14 protein-coding genes are annotated in these 17,707 nt (G+C 43.0%); 7 read left to right on the forward strand and 7 right to left on the reverse strand.

The genetic code is table 11. The annotated features are described in order from the left end of the window. Positions 1-2,032, reverse strand: a 2,032-nt coding sequence (locus ABWP91_RS10500; protein WP_353243234.1) for a DNA translocase FtsK 4TM domain-containing protein, incomplete at its 3' end; no start/stop codon positions are given. Positions 2,033-2,444: 412 nt separating this feature from the next. Further along, positions 2,445-2,939, reverse strand: coding sequence for a leucine-responsive transcriptional regulator Lrp (gene lrp, locus ABWP91_RS10505; protein ID WP_004918089.1), 495 nt, complete (start codon positions 2,937-2,939; stop codon positions 2,445-2,447). A gap of 537 nt (positions 2,940-3,476) precedes the next feature. Between lrp and trxB the strand changes: the two genes are divergently transcribed. From trxB to infA, 6 genes are all read left to right on the forward strand, one after another. Further along, positions 3,477-4,436, forward strand: coding sequence for a thioredoxin-disulfide reductase (trxB, locus tag ABWP91_RS10510; protein ID WP_353243235.1), 960 nt, complete (start codon positions 3,477-3,479; stop codon positions 4,434-4,436). Between the two features lie 170 nt (positions 4,437-4,606). Then, positions 4,607-6,286, forward strand: a complete 1,680-nt coding sequence (locus ABWP91_RS10515; protein WP_353243236.1) for a DUF7057 domain-containing protein — start codon at positions 4,607-4,609, stop codon at positions 6,284-6,286. A 674-nt stretch (positions 6,287-6,960) separates the two neighbouring features. After that, positions 6,961-8,727: a heme ABC transporter permease/ATP-binding protein CydD gene (gene cydD / locus ABWP91_RS10520; RefSeq protein WP_353243237.1), complete on the forward strand. Its 1,767-nt coding sequence runs from the start codon at positions 6,961-6,963 to the stop codon at positions 8,725-8,727. 2 nt (positions 8,728-8,729) lie between these two features. Then, a complete protein-coding gene (gene cydC, locus ABWP91_RS10525) occupies positions 8,730-10,472 on the forward strand; it encodes a heme ABC transporter ATP-binding protein/permease CydC (RefSeq protein ID WP_353243238.1) in 1,743 nt (580 codons plus the stop codon). An 8-nt stretch (positions 10,473-10,480) separates the two neighbouring features. Next, a complete protein-coding gene (aat, locus tag ABWP91_RS10530) occupies positions 10,481-11,182 on the forward strand; it encodes a leucyl/phenylalanyl-tRNA--protein transferase (RefSeq protein ID WP_353243239.1) in 702 nt (233 codons plus the stop codon). Positions 11,183-11,323: 141 nt separating this feature from the next. After that, positions 11,324-11,542: a translation initiation factor IF-1 gene (infA, locus tag ABWP91_RS10535; RefSeq protein ID WP_004244560.1), complete on the forward strand. Its 219-nt coding sequence runs from the start codon at positions 11,324-11,326 to the stop codon at positions 11,540-11,542. Between the two features lie 62 nt (positions 11,543-11,604). Here the strand turns inward: infA and clpA are convergent, their stop codons facing one another. Together clpA and clpS are read right to left on the reverse strand one after the other, a co-directional pair. Next, positions 11,605-13,890, reverse strand: a complete 2,286-nt coding sequence (clpA, locus tag ABWP91_RS10540; protein ID WP_353243240.1) for an ATP-dependent Clp protease ATP-binding subunit ClpA — start codon at positions 13,888-13,890, stop codon at positions 11,605-11,607. Positions 13,891-13,921: 31 nt separating this feature from the next. Beyond that, positions 13,922-14,242: an ATP-dependent Clp protease adapter ClpS gene (gene clpS / locus ABWP91_RS10545; protein WP_206085439.1), complete on the reverse strand. Its 321-nt coding sequence runs from the start codon at positions 14,240-14,242 to the stop codon at positions 13,922-13,924. Positions 14,243-14,631: 389 nt separating this feature from the next. Between clpS and cspD the strand changes: the two genes are divergently transcribed. Beyond that, positions 14,632-14,874, forward strand: a complete 243-nt coding sequence (gene cspD / locus ABWP91_RS10550) for a cold shock domain-containing protein CspD (protein WP_353243241.1) — start codon at positions 14,632-14,634, stop codon at positions 14,872-14,874. An 80-nt stretch (positions 14,875-14,954) separates the two neighbouring features. On the opposite strand, the gene ABWP91_RS10555 is transcribed toward cspD, so the two are convergent. From ABWP91_RS10555 to ABWP91_RS10565, 3 genes are all read right to left on the reverse strand, one after another. Continuing rightward, positions 14,955-15,887 (reverse strand): DUF1177 domain-containing protein, encoded by a 933-nt coding sequence (locus ABWP91_RS10555; protein ID WP_353243242.1) that lies wholly within the window; start codon positions 15,885-15,887, stop codon positions 14,955-14,957. Between the two features lie 234 nt (positions 15,888-16,121). Next, entirely contained in the window at positions 16,122-16,871 is a 750-nt protein-coding gene (locus ABWP91_RS10560) for an IclR family transcriptional regulator (protein ID WP_353243243.1), read from the reverse strand. Continuing rightward, complete coding sequence (locus tag ABWP91_RS10565) at positions 16,868-17,701, reverse strand: nitrilase-related carbon-nitrogen hydrolase (RefSeq protein ID WP_353243244.1); 834 nt, start codon at positions 17,699-17,701, stop codon at positions 16,868-16,870. The genes ABWP91_RS10560 and ABWP91_RS10565 overlap by 4 nt, the downstream gene beginning before the upstream one ends. Positions 17,702-17,707: the final 6 nt, after the last annotated feature.

Here is a 17,707-nt window from a genome sequence, read left to right on the forward strand (position 1 = left end):
GCTGTGGCTGCTGTGGCTGCTGTGGCTGCTGTGGCTGCTGTGGCTGCTGTGGCTGTGCAAAAGTGTGTGTTGCAGGCTGGCTATTGCCAAGCTCTGAATACGAATTATTTTGTGGAATAACTGGCGGTTCAACGGCAGTAAATGTTGGCATAAAGAGTGGATCAACTGGTGTTTCATCCACTAAATCATCAACAGGAGAGAAGCTGTCTAATACTGAAAACTCTTTTCGTAAATCAATCTTCGGTTCAAAGTCATCTTGTTCATTATCAATATGACTATCAAAAGTACCACTAGGAACAGAAGATGGAATTTCTGGTTCCGCAAATTTATGTGTATTTACAGATAAATCAGATGAAGATGGCCAACGATGTTCAATTGTTGGTTGAGTCCATGAATTGACAGACGCTTGTTCTTTTTGTTCATCCTGTAGAGGCTCAGATAAATCAACAGGCGCGACTTGCGTAGCAGGTGGCTCGTAATCTGTATTATCGACCTCACCGTAACGCTCACGCTGCTGCTCTAAGAATTGAGCGCGTAATAGCTCAGCTTGCTGTTCATCATCTCTGTTCTGGTCATCTTCAACGTCATTTGTGGACCACTGTTGGTAGATTTCTTCCCGTTTAGAGGCTTCTTCTTGGCGACGTTGTAATTCCGCGTCTCGCTGCGATGGAATGCGAACCCCATATAATTCACGGCGCGTTGGTAAACGCACAGGGTTAGGCCTTGGCAGTTCAGGCTCCATATTTTGCTTAACCTGCGCATGACGCTCAAGTGCGGCAATGGAAATTCCTGCTGCGGCTAAAGCCGCAGGGTCAGCAACCCGTTCTGTCACAGAAGGACTTGTCGCAACATCCCCAATCACTGGTGCTGGTGTAAATAATTCAGAAGGGGATGGAGGTATAAATGTATTTTGTGGCGCAGGAAATGTCGGCATCGATGGCGTGTTATCAGCTTCAACAAACGATTGATTTTCTTGATGTAGTGGCTGAACATCATTAACCGAACTGAACGCCGATGGCGTTACAGGTGCATAATTTGGCTGAGACACGGCAGGTTCAAATGTTGGTTCTGCTTGTTTCTCAAAGCCACCACCTAATTGTGGCTGGTAATCGTCAGGGACTTCAAAGTGATATGTATTCGGCTCATCCGCCGCTGTGAATGATGGCAATGTATCTAGCTCTGTCGCTGAAGCGACTTCTGGCATTGCTACTGGTGATTCGACATAACGTTGTTCTTCAATCACGTCCGCTTGTGGTACGTTTTCTATCGCAAGCTCAGCCACTGACGGCGCTGAAAATAGCACATCGTCAGCATCAAGGAGCTGATCGTTATCATTTGCTAAGTGCTCAGCCTCTTGCGCTCGTTGCAACGCATCTTCCGTTTCCTCGACATCATAATCGTCTATATCGTCGCCTCTGGCGCGGTTCGTTAATAATGTAATCGGAAGAAGGATTGCGGCACCAATTTTCTCCGCAATGGTTAACCATGACCAACCCGTAAATAAGGTGAAGCTTATTGCCCATAAAAACAACAATGCCAGTGTGGCACCTAATGAATTAAACCACGGCATAATGGCACTGCTAAACACGCTACCAATCACACCACCTGAAGCAAAATTGGGCAAGTCATCAAAATTAAGTGCCGCTAAACCACAAGAAGATAGGATTAGTGCTAGGCCGCCTATTAAACGTAAAGAAAGCGAGAAAAAATCGATATAACGGCGCTGGCTTTCATAGTGATAAATAGCCCAACAACCCAGTAATAATAGTGCTGGAATAGCAAAAGCAAGAATACCAAAAGCAGAAAATAGGATATCTGCACTCCATGACCCCACACTGCCACCTAAATTCTTCACAGGTGCGTTCCACGTGGTTTGCGACCAACTTGGGTCTGAAGGGCTGAAGCTTAGTAATGCAACCATAAGAAAGACTGCACTTAAGCAAATCGCGAGCAAAATCACCTCGAGTAGCCGTCTTCCACTACTGAGTTTTTTAAATTTGATGTATTTATCTTCTGTGTATTCTTGGCTCATTATTGTTTCTTTACTGACTGATTTTCTTTACTGATTCTGTTTATTCTAACATTAATCGCCCTGAGATGCCTGTTTAGCAACCTCTAAGGCAAATAAATGCACAATTAATACAAAGTGACCCAGTATTTCATCTTATGAAATCGGATTCAATTTCTATTTATCGACAAAATTCCCAATTATTTATAGCTTTAAAATCAATAAATTGATAATAAAACTTATCGATAACGAAGAGATTTTCGTAAAATTACATAAGAAAGGTAGAGCTTACAGTCAACTAGCCGATTTTAAAGGGAAATTTTCGGAAATTATAAGGCTCTAAAACGGAACAACGCTGAGTAAACTCAGCGTTGAAACTGCAGTGCGACAACAAAGCTGATAATGCTGTGCTGAAGTGAGGTCAAAAAAGCCTGAGTTAGCGAGTTTTAATCACTAAACGGTTGCTTTGTTTAACTTCTTCCATTACTACGTAGGTACGAGTGTCGTTTACACCTGGTAAACGTAACAGTGTTTCACCTAGCAGCTTACGATATGCGGACATATCTGGCACACGCGTTTTCAACAAGTAGTCAAAGTCACCAGATACTAAGTGACATTCTTGAATTTCTTCAAGCTTTTGAACTGCTGTATTAAACTGTTCGAACACATCCGGCGCACCACGATTCAGTGTAATTTCAACAAACACTAATAGGGATGCATCTAAATAATGTGGGTTCAGTAAGGCAGTATAGCCAGAAATAAAACCTTGTCTTTCAAGACGACGTACGCGCTCTAAACAAGGCGTTGGAGATAAACCAACACGCTTGGATAATTCTACGTTAGAAATACGCCCGTCTTTCTGTAGTTCGTTTAATATATTCCTGTCGATACGGTCAAGGTCTTTGCCAGGACGCTTTTTATTGTCAATCATCTCTTTATCTCTCTTTCTCTAATTGTTATTTTCTACATCTATATAATGAGCCCTTGCCAACTACCTTTTTTATTAGGAATTCGTGTTCAGGGCAAATTCTATTTATAGTGCTGAAGTTCGTGTGAATGTAATTATCATTCACAATCGTGACTCATTTTTAAAGTTTGTAAGTAGTGTAAAGCTAACTTTCCAGCAAGAACAAAAATGCGCCATTTCCATTGACCTGCTAGATAATTAACTCTTACATAGATGTTTTCGCAAATGCGCAGCCGATTGTCAAAGCAAATGAATAAAAATCAGTACAAGATTTCGCTTTTTTTTCCAGTAAAACGTTTCGCAGCCCTATTTCAAGATAATTCCTAAAAATTGTGAAGCGTGACAACCTTACCTTTTTGACATATTTTTTTACATTTAGCGAGTCTTGCCTATCGGAGAAATAAGTGGCATAAGGCCAAGTCGCACTTAAATCACTTTTGTTACCTTCCTATTTCTCCTACAATCCTAAGAATGCTTTTTTTGAGATTAAAAGAGGAATTCATGAGCACAACCACGCATCGCAAGTTAATCATTTTAGGTTCAGGCCCCGCAGGTTACACCGCGGCAGTATACGCTGCTCGCGCAAATTTAAGCCCTGCACTGATTACTGGGGTGGAAAAAGGCGGTCAATTAACGACAACGACTGAAGTCGAAAATTGGCCGGGTGACCCTGAAGGCCTAACCGGTCCTGGTCTCATGGAACGTATGCATGAGCATGCAGTGAAATTTGAAACTGAAATTATTTCTGATCACATCAATAAAGTGGATTTAAAACAACGTCCATTCCGTTTATTTGGTGATGAAAACGAATATACCTGTGATGCACTAATCATCGCAACAGGTGCTTCCGCACGTTATATCGGCTTGCCTTCTGAAGAAGCCTTTAAAGGCCGGGGTGTTTCTGCATGTGCAACATGTGACGGCTTTTTCTATCGTAATCAAAAAGTTGCTGTCGTTGGTGGCGGTAATACAGCTGTTGAAGAAGCCCTGTATTTATCCAATATCGCTTCTGAAGTGCATTTAATTCACCGCCGCGATAGCTTCCGCGCAGAAAAAATCCTGATCAACCGTTTAATGGACAAAGTCGAAAATGGCAATATCGTTCTGCATACCGATCGTACCTTAAATGAAGTGCTAGGTGATGATATGGGTGTTACAGGTGTGCGCCTTGAATGCACAAAAACCCATACCACTGAAGATATCCCTGTGATGGGTGCTTTTATCGCGATTGGTCACAGCCCAAATACCGCTATTTTTGATGGCCAGCTAGATTTAGATAATGGCTATATCAAAGTCCAATCTGGCACCCAAGGAAACGCAACACAAACCTCTGTAGAGGGTGTATTTGCAGCAGGCGATGTGATGGATCATATTTATCGCCAAGCGATTACCTCCGCAGGTACAGGCTGTATGGCGGCATTAGATGCAGAGCGCTATCTTGACGGTTTAGCATCTAAATAATCGTCATATGCTTTCGATTTAGGCAGTGACCATCATAGGTTGCTGCTTTTTTTATGATTTCATTTTTAATACTTCACATCTCTACGTATTTTTAAGAGCAAGTTTATATTGCCCTTCTCCTGCTCTGTCTATACTGTTTTTTACATGATCTTAACTTTATAGGTATTGATATGGAGCAAGCAGCAGGGCGTGATGTCGTTCGTGGCTATTCATATTTAATTATTATCGTTCTCGCCATCGTACAAGGTATCGTTATTGCTGCAACAACGGATTACTCTATTCGTTCTGATAGCCAATTAGATGCAACGACCGTGTTTCTTCCTATGTTATTGGCTATTTTCGTGCCATCTGTGGTCAGTTATTTAATCACTAACGCTAAATCTGTATTTTTCTATCTCAGTATTGCCCTGACTATCGCACTAACTTGTTGGGTTAACTTCTGGCATAGCCAAGATTTTGAAAATGCCGCAGATGCTAACCCTTTTGTGGCGTTTATTACCCTAACTGTCCTGTTATTTTTCCTACTTCCATGGATGCAATTACTGCAAACAACACGGTCATGGAAAATTAATTACAGTTGTTTAATGGGTTTATATATCAAAAATACCTTCTTAGGTATATTGGCCTCGGCAATTGGTGGGCTTCTGACTTTAATTATCAAATTAGCCAGCTTTCTTTTCAGTATTGTTAATTTGCATTTTTTAAGCGACATTCTTGATGATGATGTCGTTTATTGGGTCAGTTTTACCCTCGGCTTCAATATCGGTTTAGCCTTTTTGCGTGCAACATTTGATATTCAACTCAGTAATTTTGCGAGCTTTATTGCCCGTTTCTTCCTGCCATTACTGAACGTGGTTGCCGTCATTTTCTTAAGTGGCTTTGTTATTTCTTATTTTTCAGGCCTAGAATCCGCGGGCTTAGGCTCTGCCGTGATGCTGTGGTTTGTTATCCTTAATCTCATTTTTATTAATTTTGTTTATGGGGATGGCAGTACACAATACCAATTTCGCAAAGGGCTAAATTCGTTTGTCTTACTTAACATCTTATTGCTCAATGCCTTTTCAGGGCTTTCACTGTACGGCATTCTTGTGCGAGTTAACCAATACAGCTGGAGTGTCGAGCGGTTATATGCCTTTACCGTTGCGCTATTTTTAGCTTTGGTTGTTTTAGCCTATAGCATTGCGATTATTCGCAAAAAAACAATGTGGATGACCTCACTCGGTACCATTAATAAAGTGGGTATTCTCTCCCTTATTGTCGTTATTTTCGTCATTAATAGCCCTATCGCTAATTTCAAAACCATAACCATCAATAGCATTGTAGCGGGTGTAAATAATGGCAAAATCAAAGTAAATAGCTCACTCGCGTATGACTTAAAACAATTAGGTGCTGAAGGTAAGATCGCGTTTGAACAGCTAAATAGCAATCCTGAATACCAGAAACAATTCCAAACCAGTCCTTATGCTGAAGAGCAACGAATACCACTCAAGGAAGTGCTAATACAGGCGAAAAACAGCCCTACTTTACCGGATAGTTGGTTTGATTTGGGTGAGAACCTCAGCAGCGCTTGGTATTGCACATCAAAACATGAACCTTATTCATGCTTAGGTTTTATGGCAGACGTGAACCAAGATGGGCAAAATGATGTGATTATGTGTTATTCCTATCCCACCAGCTCAACCATTGATTGCAATATTTGGCAGCAAATCGAACAAAACTGGGAAGTTGTCGACACACAAAGTCATTCATTCAATACTGTGCAGAAAAAAGACCAAGCTTGGGATAATTTACTCAATGGACAATTTACGTTAAAACCCAAAGAGTGGTTAAACATTATTCCCACACCCTAGGGGGTGTTTACCTTTGATGGTCAATTTTTATTCGAATTAAAGCCATTTTAGGCAAGGCGAGAGGTTCGAAGCCTAGTAAACTAGGCAAGAGCCTCTCAACGCAGCATCAAATGAGTGAAACGCGCTTTAATCGGCCCCGCAGGGCAGCGTTTAAGCACAATAGTTAACGCAAATAATAGTCAGTCGGCTTGATTAGCACATTTATTCAATGTGTTAATTGTTTTTTGACCTTTTTAGCGGTAAAAATCAGCAGCAAAGATAAACAGCCCCTAGCATTCCTTAAAAATGTGGGCGGCTTAACAATTTTCTATTGAGCCGCCTTCTCATTACGTAAAAATACAGTAGCATTTCACCGATTTTGTGTTTTGTTTAACATTGAAATATTCAGTTTACCTTTACAGAACAATTTGATAACAAAGCACTTTCTATATTAAATAACCCACTTTTATTATGCAACATCTGTCAGTTAAGCTGCTATGATGTAGTGTAAATAATCGAATTACAGGTCGAGATCAATAACGATGCTTTAGCCAATTTTTCAAATATGTTGTTTGATCATTATTTTCCGCCCTGATGTTATTTAACTCTATAGTGAACGATAAAAACGATGTTAGGTTTTTTACGACCTAACGATACTCAATGACATTAAAACTATACCTGCTAACTAAATCATTATGGATAAATCAAGACAGACTGAATTGGTACGTTGGTTAAAACAACACAGTGCACCTGCTAAGCGCTGGTTGCGGATCTCTATGCTGTTAGGCATGGTGAGTGGATTACTGATTATTGCTCAAGCTTGGTTCTTAGCGGTCATCCTTCAAGCCCTGATTATGGATGGCACTCCGCGAGAACAGCTATTGACCCCATTTGGCCTTTTGATTGGCGTATTTATTTTACGCGCCATTGTGACCTATATTCGAGAACGTGTTGGCTTCCGTTGTGGCCAAATTGTTCGTCAAGAAATTCGTACTCGCGTACTCGATAAACTTCAAGAACTCGGCCCTGCTTGGGTTAAAGGTAAACCTGCTGGAAGCTGGGCAACCATTATTCTTGAGCAAATTGAAGATATGCAAGATTACTATTCGCGCTATCTTCCTCAAATGTATTTAGCTGGGATTGTGCCTATCATGATCCTTATCGCCATCTTCCCGTTTAACTGGGCGGCAGCGATGATCCTGTTTGTAACTGCCCCCTTAATTCCTATTTTTATGGCGTTAGTGGGCTTAGGGGCCGCAGATGCAAACCGCCGTAACTTTATTGCTCTCGGCCGATTAAGCGGCAGTTTCTTAGATAGGCTTCGCGGGCTAGATACCCTTCGCTTATTCTTCCGTGAAAAAGCTGAAGTTCAGCAAATTCGTGAATCAACTGAAGACTTTCGCTCCAGAACAATGGAAGTGCTGCGTATGGCGTTTTTATCTTCTGGTGTTTTAGAGTTTTTCGCCTCGATTTCCATTGCTGTCGTCGCGGTATACTTTGGTTTCTCGTATTTAGGTGAACTGAGTTTTGGAAGTTATGGCTTACCTGTCACACTGTTTGCTGGCTTCCTTGCTTTGATCCTTTCCCCTGAGTTTTTCCAGCCACTTCGCGATCTGGGTACTTATTACCATGCTAAAGCGCAAGCCGTTGGTGCGGCTGAAACCTTAGAAACGCTGCTAAATAGCGATGGCGAAGAAAAACCGCAACAAGGCACAAAAACACTCTCGGATGAACCGATCCGCATTCAAGCCAATCAGCTCGAGATTTTGTCCCATGATGGTGTCTGCCTTGCAGGCCCGCTGAACTTCACCATTGAACCACAACAACGTATTGCACTGGTTGGGCAAAGCGGTGCAGGTAAAAGCTCATTACTGAACTTATTACTCGGCTTTTTACCTTACCACGGCTCAGTGACCGTTAATGGTATTGAACTGCGTGAATTGTGCCCAGATAAATGGCGCGAATTACTGGGTTGGGTTGGGCAAAACCCTCACCTACCAGAGCAAACACTCGTTGAAAATATCTGTTTAGGTAAACCCAATGCGTCTGAAGCGGAAATTCAACACGCGATTGATAAAGCTTATGTCTCTGAGTTTTTACCCCACTTACCCGATGGTTTAAATACACGCCTTGGCGATTACGCCGCGAGACTTTCTGTGGGCCAAGCACAACGTGTTGCTGTCGCGCGCGTACTACTGAAACCATCGCGGCTACTTCTGCTAGACGAACCCGCAGCAAGCCTAGATTCACACAGTGAACAACGTGTCATGCATACACTGAACCAGCTCTCAGAGCAACAAACCACGTTGCTTGTCACGCACTTACTGGAAGAAACCTTGGACTACGACCAAATTTGGGTGATGGCAAACGGCCAAATCATCCAACAAGGAAATTACCAGCAACTCAGCCAGTCTGAAGGGGCATTTGCCCAGTTATTAGCCCATCGCAGTGAGGAGCTCTGATAATGAAAGTTTTATATCCCTTCTTAGCCCTCTACCGCCGTCATTGGTTCCTGATAACCCTTGGCATCATCTTGGCGATTGTCACGTTACTTGCCAGTATTGGCCTGTTAACACTTTCAGGTTGGTTTTTAGCAGGTACAGCGATCGCTGGCTTCCCAGGAATTTACTATTTTAACTACATGCTGCCTGCGGCAGGTGTGCGTGGCGCAGCGATTTTCCGTACTGCAGGGCGCTATGGCGAGCGCTTAGTCAGCCATGATGCGACATTCAAAGTCCTTGCGCACTTGCGTGTTTTCGCCTTTAGTAAAGTGCTGCCACTCTCGCCGGGGGGGATTAGCCGTTTCCGCCAAGGGGAGCTATTAAATCGCCTAGTCGCTGATGTCGAAACCCTTGATCACCTCTATTTACGTGTATTATCACCGATTATTACGGCATTTTTCGTCACATTCGTCTTAATTTTTGGTTTAAGCTACCTTGACCCTCGCCTCGCTTGGACACTGGGTGGCGTGATGTTGTTCTTGCTATTCACCATGCCGTTTGTTTTTTACCACGCAGGCAAACCGATTGGCCGTGAACTAACCGAACTTCGTGGCGATTATCGCACGGTTTTAACGTCAGCACTGCAAGGCCAAGCCGAGTTAACCTTATTTGGTGCCACTGCACGTTTTCGCCAAAACCTTTGGCAAATTGAAAATGACTGGCAAATACGCCAACAACAGCAAACGGCTCTAACGGGGTTATCCCAAGCCATTATTTTATTTGCGTCAGGGGTGACGGCCACATTGCTATTGTGGATGGCCGCAGACCATGTTGGCGGGGATACTAAACCTGGGGCATTGATTGCGTTATTTGTTTTCTGTGCCTTAGCGGCTTTTGAAGCATTAGGCCCTGTTGCCGTTGCTTTCCAACATATGGGGCAAGTGATTGCGTCTGCAACCCGCGTATCCCAATTAATGACCGCAAAACCAGAAGTCACTTTCCCAAGTGAAAGCCCTTCAATAACAACATTGGAAAATCTGACGGTCGATAATATATCGTTTACCTACCCTGAACAGCCTTTTGCTGTGCTCAATAATGTTTCATTGAGTTTAACCAAAGGGCAACACCTTGCTCTGCTTGGAAAAACGGGCTGTGGTAAATCAACACTCTTACAACTATTAACCCGTGCATGGGATGTCGACAGCGGTACGATTACATTAAATGGTCAGCCAATTAATACATTTAGTGAGAAATCACTGCGCAGTATCATGTCGGTTGTACCGCAACGCGTACATGTGTTTAGCGATACCCTGCGTAATAATTTATTATTAGCGAATGAACACGCTACCGATGCCGAATTAAATGATGTATTACAACAAGTTGGTTTAGGCAATTTGCTCGATAATGAATTGAAGCTCAATGCATGGATGGGGGAAGGTGGTCGCCAGTTGTCTGGCGGTGAACAGCGCCGTTTAGGTATAGCTCGCGCCCTACTACATAACACGCCACTGGTTTTAATGGATGAGCCAACAGAAGGCCTAGACGCGCAGACTGAACAACAAATTCTAGCGTTGTTAAAAGAAAAATGTGCAGACAAAACCTTAATAGTTATTACCCATCGCATGCAAGGCCTTGAAGAAATGGATAACATCTGCGTGATGGATAGTGGTAAAATTGTCGAACAAGGCCCCCATCAAGCGCTGTTAGATAGACAAGGCCAATACTACCAATTCCGTCAGCGCCATTGGGCTCAGAAAACGCACTGAGGCGCGGTATGTATCAACTCGATGATGACTCATATTTGTTCCCTCCCGTGTCGGAAGCGATGCGGGAACCCAATGGTTTATTAGCCATTGGGGGAGATCTTTCATCAAAAAGGCTGCAAGCGGCGTATTATGATGGTATCTTCCCATGGTTCAATCCAAGTGAGATGCCTTTATGGTGGTCACCAGACCCTCGAGCTGTCTTAATGATCGGAGATTTACACATCAGCCGCTCGATGAAAAAAGTATTAAAAAAGCAGACTTATCGCATTACTATTAATCATGCTTTCAAGGATGTTATTGATGCGTGCTCAGTGCGTGAAGAAGGAACGTGGATCCTGCCTGAAGTACAAGCAGGTTACCTTGAATTACACCATGAAGGATTAGCCCACTCTGTTGAAGCTTGGTATGGCGACAAACTGGTTGGCGGCTTGTACGGTGTGAACATGGGTCACCTGTTTTGTGGGGAATCTATGTTCAGTAGAATGAATGATGCATCCAAATTTGCTTTTATTACATTCTATTTTCATTTTTTGCGCTATAATGGGCAGCTTTTTGATTGTCAGGTACTTAACCACCACACCGCCTCACTCGGCGCAAAAGAAATATCCCGTAGGGATTTTTTACATATTCTTTATCGGTGGCGTGACATAGGGATAGACCCCGCCTGCTGGATACCGCAATCGATTGAATTACCGCCAATTTTCGATTAGTGAACGTTGGTTTATTATTAATTTTATTCCTTCACATAAGTATAAAGATCGCGTTAAAATGCGACACTTCTTTACTTAGTGCGGTTTTTTGGGCATTATCTTGCCCGTTAAAAATCACGGTTATTAAACTTAGAGGATTAGATGGCCAAAGAAGACAATATTGAAATGCAGGGCACAGTTTTAGATACCCTGCCAAATACAATGTTCCGTGTTGAACTGGAAAACGGTCACGTGGTGACTGCTCATATTTCTGGAAAAATGCGTAAAAACTATATCCGCATCCTGACAGGCGACAAGGTAACTGTAGAGTTAACCCCTTATGACCTGAGCAAAGGCCGAATCATTTTCCGTAGCCGTTGATTACCTCTTCAGGCAAGGCCTGACATTACCACAGGTGCATGATACACCTGTGGTTAATTATGTCAGAATACCGCATCCTCCGGAGAGGCCTTGTGCACGCTACTGAAGCTGTATGTCAGTGTGTTACTTTTTTCATCAAGCCCGATACTTACAGAGCCGCCGTTGGTTAATGAACCAAACAGCAATTCGTTTGCTAATGGTTTTTTCAGGTTATCCTGAATTACGCGCGCCATAGGTCGGGCACCCATTGCTTTATCATAGCCTTTTTCACATAACCAGCGACGTGCTGCTGCACTCACCTCGATAGACACGCCCTTATCATCCAACTGCGCTTGTAGCTCGACAATAAATTTATCAACAACTTGAGTGATAATTTCTGGCGTCAGTGCGTTGAACCAAATGATGCCATCAAGACGATTACGGAACTCTGGCGAGAAAGTACGTTTGATTTCAGACATCGCATCCGTACTGTTGTCCTGCTCCGCAAAGCCAATCGAGCGACGCTGTGTTTCTTGCACCCCAGCGTTCGTCGTCATAACGACAATCACATTGCGAAAATCCGCCTTACGGCCGTTATTGTCAGTCAGCGTGCCGTGGTCCATCACTTGCAGTAATATATTGAACACATCCGGGTGCGCTTTTTCAATCTCATCAAGCAGCACCACGGAATGCGGATGCTTGATCACGGCATCAGTCAATAAACCGCCTTGATCAAAGCCGACATACCCCGGAGGCGCACCAATTAAACGACTGACAGTATGGCGCTCCATATATTCGGACATGTCAAAACGCAATAATTTAATATCCAGTGCTTTGGCTAATTGCACTGTCACTTCTGTTTTACCGACCCCTGTTGGGCCTGCAAACAAGAAGGAACCAACCGGTTTATTTTCTAAACCTAACCCAGCACGGTTCATTTTGATCGCTTCAGACAGCGCCCCAATGGCGTTATCTTGCCCAAACACTAACATCTTCAGGCGAGAATCGAGGGTTTTGAGTTTGTCTTTATCGCTTGAGGAAACCGTTTTTTCTGGAATTCGCGCGATACGGGCAACCACCGTTTCGATTTCAGGCACACCGATAGTCTTCTTACGCTTGCTTGGCGCAACTAAGCGCGTACGCGCACCAGCTTCATCAATCACATCAATGGCTTTGTCCGGCAGATGCCTGTCGGTGATATATTTAATGGATAAATCAACCGCTGCCTGAATGGCTTTCGCGGTATAACGCACATCATGATGCGCTTCATATTTCGGTTTTAACCCATTAATAATACGGATAGTTTCTTCAGGTGTCGGTTCCACAATATCAATTTTTTGGAAACGACGAGCCAGTGCTCTGTCTTTTTCAAAGATACTACCGAATTCCTGATAGGTGGTTGAGCCCATCACTCGAATACGCCCACCTGAAAGCAGTGGCTTAATTAAGTTCGCGGCATCGACTTGCCCGCCCGATGCAGCTCCAGCACCAATAATGGTGTGAATTTCATCGATAAATAAAATACTTTTCGGGTCTTTTTCCAACATTTTAAGCAAGGCTTTGAAGCGTTTTTCAAAATCCCCGCGGTATTTCGTTCCTGCTAATAATGAGCCAATATCTAAGGAGTAAATCGTACAGCCTTTCATGACATCAGGCACATCGTCCTGCTCGATACGCCATGCAAGACCTTCCGCAATCGCAGTTTTACCGACGCCAGATTCCCCCACTAACAGCGGGTTATTTTTACGACGACGGCATAAGACTTGGATAGTACGCTCTAATTCGGCCTGACGGCCCACCAGCGGGTCGATATTCCCTTTTTTGGCCTGTTGGTTCAGGTTGGTCGTAAAGTTGTCCATGTGGTCTTCTGAGACCTGTGGCTCTTCATTCGGCGCACTACTGTTGGACATGTCGTTATCTGACGATAACGACTCTTCACCTTTTACGGTACCGTGGGAAATGTAATTGACCACATCTAAGCGGCTAACATCATGCTTACGCAATAAGTACGCAGCTTGGGATTCTTGCTCGCTGAAAATCGCGACAAGAACATTTGCCCCGCTAACTTCGCTGCGACCCGATGACTGCACATGGAATACCGCCCTTTGCAACACACGCTGAAAACTGAGGGTGGGTTGGGTGTCTCTGTTATCATTTTCGGGTAACAAGGGTGTAGTTTGCGCGATGAAGTGTTCCAGTTCTTGACGTAAAGCGACAAGATCAACCTTACAAGCCTCTAAAGCTTCGCGTGCCGAGATATTACTCAGTAACGCCAGCAATAGGTGCTCAACAGTCATAAATTCGTGGCGACTGTCTTTCGCTTTCGTAAACGCTACGTTTAAACTAAGCTCCAGTTCTTGATTGAGCATAAGCACCTCCCAAAATTGATATTAAGCCGGATCAGACTTTCTCTATAGTGCAAAGCAGAGGGTACTCATGTTCGCGGGCAAATGTATTGACCTGCGCCGCTTTTGTTTCCGCAACCTCTGCCGTAAAAACCCCACAAATTCCCTTTCCTTGAATATGCACATCTAACATTATCTGTGTAGCGCGTTCTTCATCAAAAGAAAAGTATTTTTGTAACACTTCGACAACAAAATCCATCGGAGTGTAATCATCATTATTCAATAATACCTTATACATCGACGGCGGCTGTAAGGTTTGTTCCACTTCGTCTTTGAATATGACGTCTGTTTTAAATGTGCCTAGAAAATCGCTCATTACTTTCTTGCTCAGAGTTTAACTTCAAATTAAGCATAGTCTTTATTATCAACGATTTCTATCAATCCTCTTGATAGTGTCATAAAACTATACCATTAAATTCTTTCACGGCTTTTCTCAAACAAGCCTTTCATTTGCAGTGTATCATGCCACTGACATCAACGCTTATCTTTAGCAATCTGTGAGCTACATCAAATATCCCAGAAAATAGCATTTAGCGCTTATCGAATTCTTACCACTTTACCATAATTACTGAAACTCCCCTCTTGACCTTAGAATGCAATTTACTACAGTATGTTTTACGAACAATTCATAACGTATTTTTACTTAGATTCTGTGTATATTTTATATGTCTGTAAAACACAACTGGTAAACCTAAAGGATAAAATATGGAGACGGGTATCGTTAAATGGTTCAATAATGCAAAAGGCTTTGGTTTTATTTGCCCAGCTGATGGTGGAGAAGATATTTTTGCTCACTATTCCTGTATCAAAATGGATGGCTACAGGACACTAAAAGCAGGTCAGAAAGTACAATTTAGCGTAACAATTGGCCCAAAAGGCAATCATGCGGATGTCATCATCCCCATTGAAATCGAAGAGAGTGCAGAAGGTACATCAGAAGCTAATTAGTTTTTTGCATATATAGAGCACAGTTAATTATTTCAATTATATTGATGCAGTTAATAATTAACTGTGGCTATTTTATACGATCAACGACCTGAGGTTTGTAAATGTGACATACTGCCGTACAGTGACGTCAATAACGCATATTGTTCCGCATCATAAAAATCACACTGTTTTTGCGTAAAAGCTTTCGCTACTTCAATCATAAATTTTACCGCAACAGCAATATCAATCTCATGGCTTGCCCCCGTAGAACACCCTGGCACCACAGTTTCTGAGCAAATGGCCACACCAACCACAGGGGCTGACGTAGACACAGCAGGCTGCATAATACTATTGATATGATGGAGACCATTACCATACGGTGTAATGTCCTGAATGGATAATGGAAATGTCACCGCACGCTGCCCACTACTCCACTCCATTAAGCGGATCAAATCATCAGAAACAGGTAAAATGTACCCATCTTTGACTGTTGGCGATAACGCATAACCTTTATGATTCAGTAGGTTATTACCTTTGGTAGTATCTACTGACAAAATGGCATCCGCTTCAGGGATCGCTTCATGTTGATTCATCGTGGCATCTTCCAAAGGAGAGTCCATAAAATCAACTGGGGTATGAGGGCGAGTCGGCGCATTAGGGCAAATATGAGTTGTAATCACCACATCACCCACTAATTTATCGCCTTTTTCATGCATTTGCGCTAATTTCAGTGCGGTTGCAATGGCAGCAATCGCCCCGTCAGCATCTGAAACCACCCCAATACGTGAAGGCCTTGCACCAATCCCACCTAAACGGCCAATAATACCTAATGTGGGTGCTTGATGACCTTGAGATTTACCTTGAGTGCCTGGAATGAGAATACGGACAAAATCACTTTGACCTTTCAGGTCTTTGACCGTTTTAGAAGCAACTTTAATTGCTGGGAAAGTCTTGAACAATGCAACAACATCTTCCCCCTTAACACTCGCGCAATCGATTAACTCATACGCACAAAGGGTTTGCTTTAGACTCATTGTACTTCCTTGAATTCTAATATTTTTTTATTTAGATGTAGGGCTACTTTGAAATGAAACCGCACAAAATACGGCTTAATTCCATTTCACCCAAGTTAAGGCTTAATCGTAAAAAAAAGCCTTATTTTTCCTGATGAAGGCGTATTCACGCACTTAAAATAAAATACTTATAATATAAATTGCTTATAGTTTACTGCTTACTTTTACTACTTACTTTTACTACATGACATAACATTACTTGTTGGTACTTCTTTGCAACCAATAAGGGTCACCTACCATACAACCAAGGTAAGACGCCTTACGGCATAGGTTAGTAGAGAGTTGCTCCATAACCTGTTCATTCATTTGGGTTTCTGGCAAACTTAGACATAATGCGTACAAAGTATTCAGTGAAGGATCAAATACCGTACTGGACACCGAAGCTACCCCTGCAACAGACTCGTTGACCGAAAACTCCCAACCGCGAGCATTAATCAGATTCATTTGTTCTGTTAACGTCGCTTGTAACGCTTTGTCTTCTCGGGCGATAATATTTGTTCTTTCCTGCAACGGTAAGCGCGCTAACAAAGCCCGCCCCGTTGAAGTGCCAAGAATTGGTAAGCGAGTGCCCGGTTGAGTGATCACCTGCAACATGCTATTGCCAAAACGTGCATGAACAACCCGCACCATTTCATCATCGAGCGCCGAAACGTAGCTGGTAAACCCAGTGTCTTTCGTCAACTCATCAAGGGCTTCTAACGTCATATCAATCAATGGATTCATCCCACGCGCACGGTGAGCTAACTCCATGATGAGTAACCCTGGTCGATAAATAGGCGCATTATTTTTCTTTTCTAGCAGCCCCAGCTCTGACATTTGTTTCAGTAAACGAGACGCAGAACTTTTTGGCATGCCTAATTCATTGACTAACGTCGTAACGGTAAGCTCATTACCTGAACGTAAAAATAACTGATAAACATCAACGACGCTGTTTAAAATACTCATGTATCAAAACCTTGGGTGAGAACACCGTAATCTTGCGGTTTTCTATCACGTAAATATGGAATAGTTAAACGTGTATGGGCTTGTAAAACGAAATCAATTTCACCCATGAGCAACGCTTCACCATCACAGGTTGCTTCACAAAGCACTTGTCCACGAGGGCCTAGCACTTTGCTGCCACCAAATAAGTGTAAATCTTCTTCATGGCCCCAACGATTAACCGCCAGTAAATGCGCACCATTTTCTAAAGCGCGAGACGCCGTATTGATGTCCCACATGTCTTTATCTTGCGCACACCATGCAGAAGGCGCGATTAACAGCTCTGCACCCTGAAGTGTGAGAATACGCGCAACTTCAGGAAACCCCATGTCATAACAAATCATAATGCCAATTTTACCAATTGGCGTATCAAACACAGGGAAGCTATCACCGCGGCTAAACCATTGTTTCTCTATACCAAAGGCGTGCACTTTTCGAAACACACCGCTGATACCTTCACACCCTGGGTTCCAAACGCCAACCGCGTTATAGATATCCCCAAGGTAGTCACCGCGTTCAACAAAACCGCTTACGATGGTGATATTTAAGCGCGTTGCAAGTTCACTAAATAAACGATATGTTTCACTGCCTGTAGAATCACTGAGATCCCACAGTTTTGTATTCAGCAAATCACCGCGATAGCCTGTTGTGGCAAGTTCTGGAAAACAAATCAGTTTCGCTCCAGATTCTGCCGCTTGTTCACATAACAGCGCCATGCGCTGCAAGTTAGCTTGTTTATTCCCCAGCTCAGAATCAAACTGAGCAAGGGCAACTTTGACCTTGCTACCTGACATCGCGCT

The sequence above is a fragment of the Providencia sp. genome (assembly GCF_040396775.1).
In the GTDB taxonomy this organism is placed as follows: Bacteria; Pseudomonadota; Gammaproteobacteria; order Enterobacterales; family Enterobacteriaceae; genus Providencia.

Coding starts and splice junctions, on each gene's coding strand:
- lrp (WP_004918089.1), bottom strand. CDS start 2,939: ATGATTGACAATAAAAAGCGTCCTGGCAAAGACCTTGACCGTATCGAC.
- aat (WP_353243239.1), top strand. CDS start 10,481: ATGTATCAACTCGATGATGACTCATATTTGTTCCCTCCCGTGTCGGAA.
- ABWP91_RS10555 (WP_353243242.1), bottom strand. CDS start 15,887: ATGAGTCTAAAGCAAACCCTTTGTGCGTATGAGTTAATCGATTGCGCG.
- ABWP91_RS10565 (WP_353243244.1), bottom strand. CDS start 17,701: ATGTCAGGTAGCAAGGTCAAAGTTGCCCTTGCTCAGTTTGATTCTGAG.
- clpS (WP_206085439.1), bottom strand. CDS start 14,242: ATGAGCGATTTTCTAGGCACATTTAAAACAGACGTCATATTCAAAGAC.
- cydC (WP_353243238.1), top strand. CDS start 8,730: ATGAAAGTTTTATATCCCTTCTTAGCCCTCTACCGCCGTCATTGGTTC.
- clpA (WP_353243240.1), bottom strand. CDS start 13,890: ATGCTCAATCAAGAACTGGAGCTTAGTTTAAACGTAGCGTTTACGAAA.
- cspD (WP_353243241.1), top strand. CDS start 14,632: ATGGAGACGGGTATCGTTAAATGGTTCAATAATGCAAAAGGCTTTGGT.
- cydD (WP_353243237.1), top strand. CDS start 6,961: ATGGATAAATCAAGACAGACTGAATTGGTACGTTGGTTAAAACAACAC.
- trxB (WP_353243235.1), top strand. CDS start 3,477: ATGAGCACAACCACGCATCGCAAGTTAATCATTTTAGGTTCAGGCCCC.
- infA (WP_004244560.1), top strand. CDS start 11,324: ATGGCCAAAGAAGACAATATTGAAATGCAGGGCACAGTTTTAGATACC.
- ABWP91_RS10560 (WP_353243243.1), bottom strand. CDS start 16,871: ATGAGTATTTTAAACAGCGTCGTTGATGTTTATCAGTTATTTTTACGT.
- ABWP91_RS10515 (WP_353243236.1), top strand. CDS start 4,607: ATGGAGCAAGCAGCAGGGCGTGATGTCGTTCGTGGCTATTCATATTTA.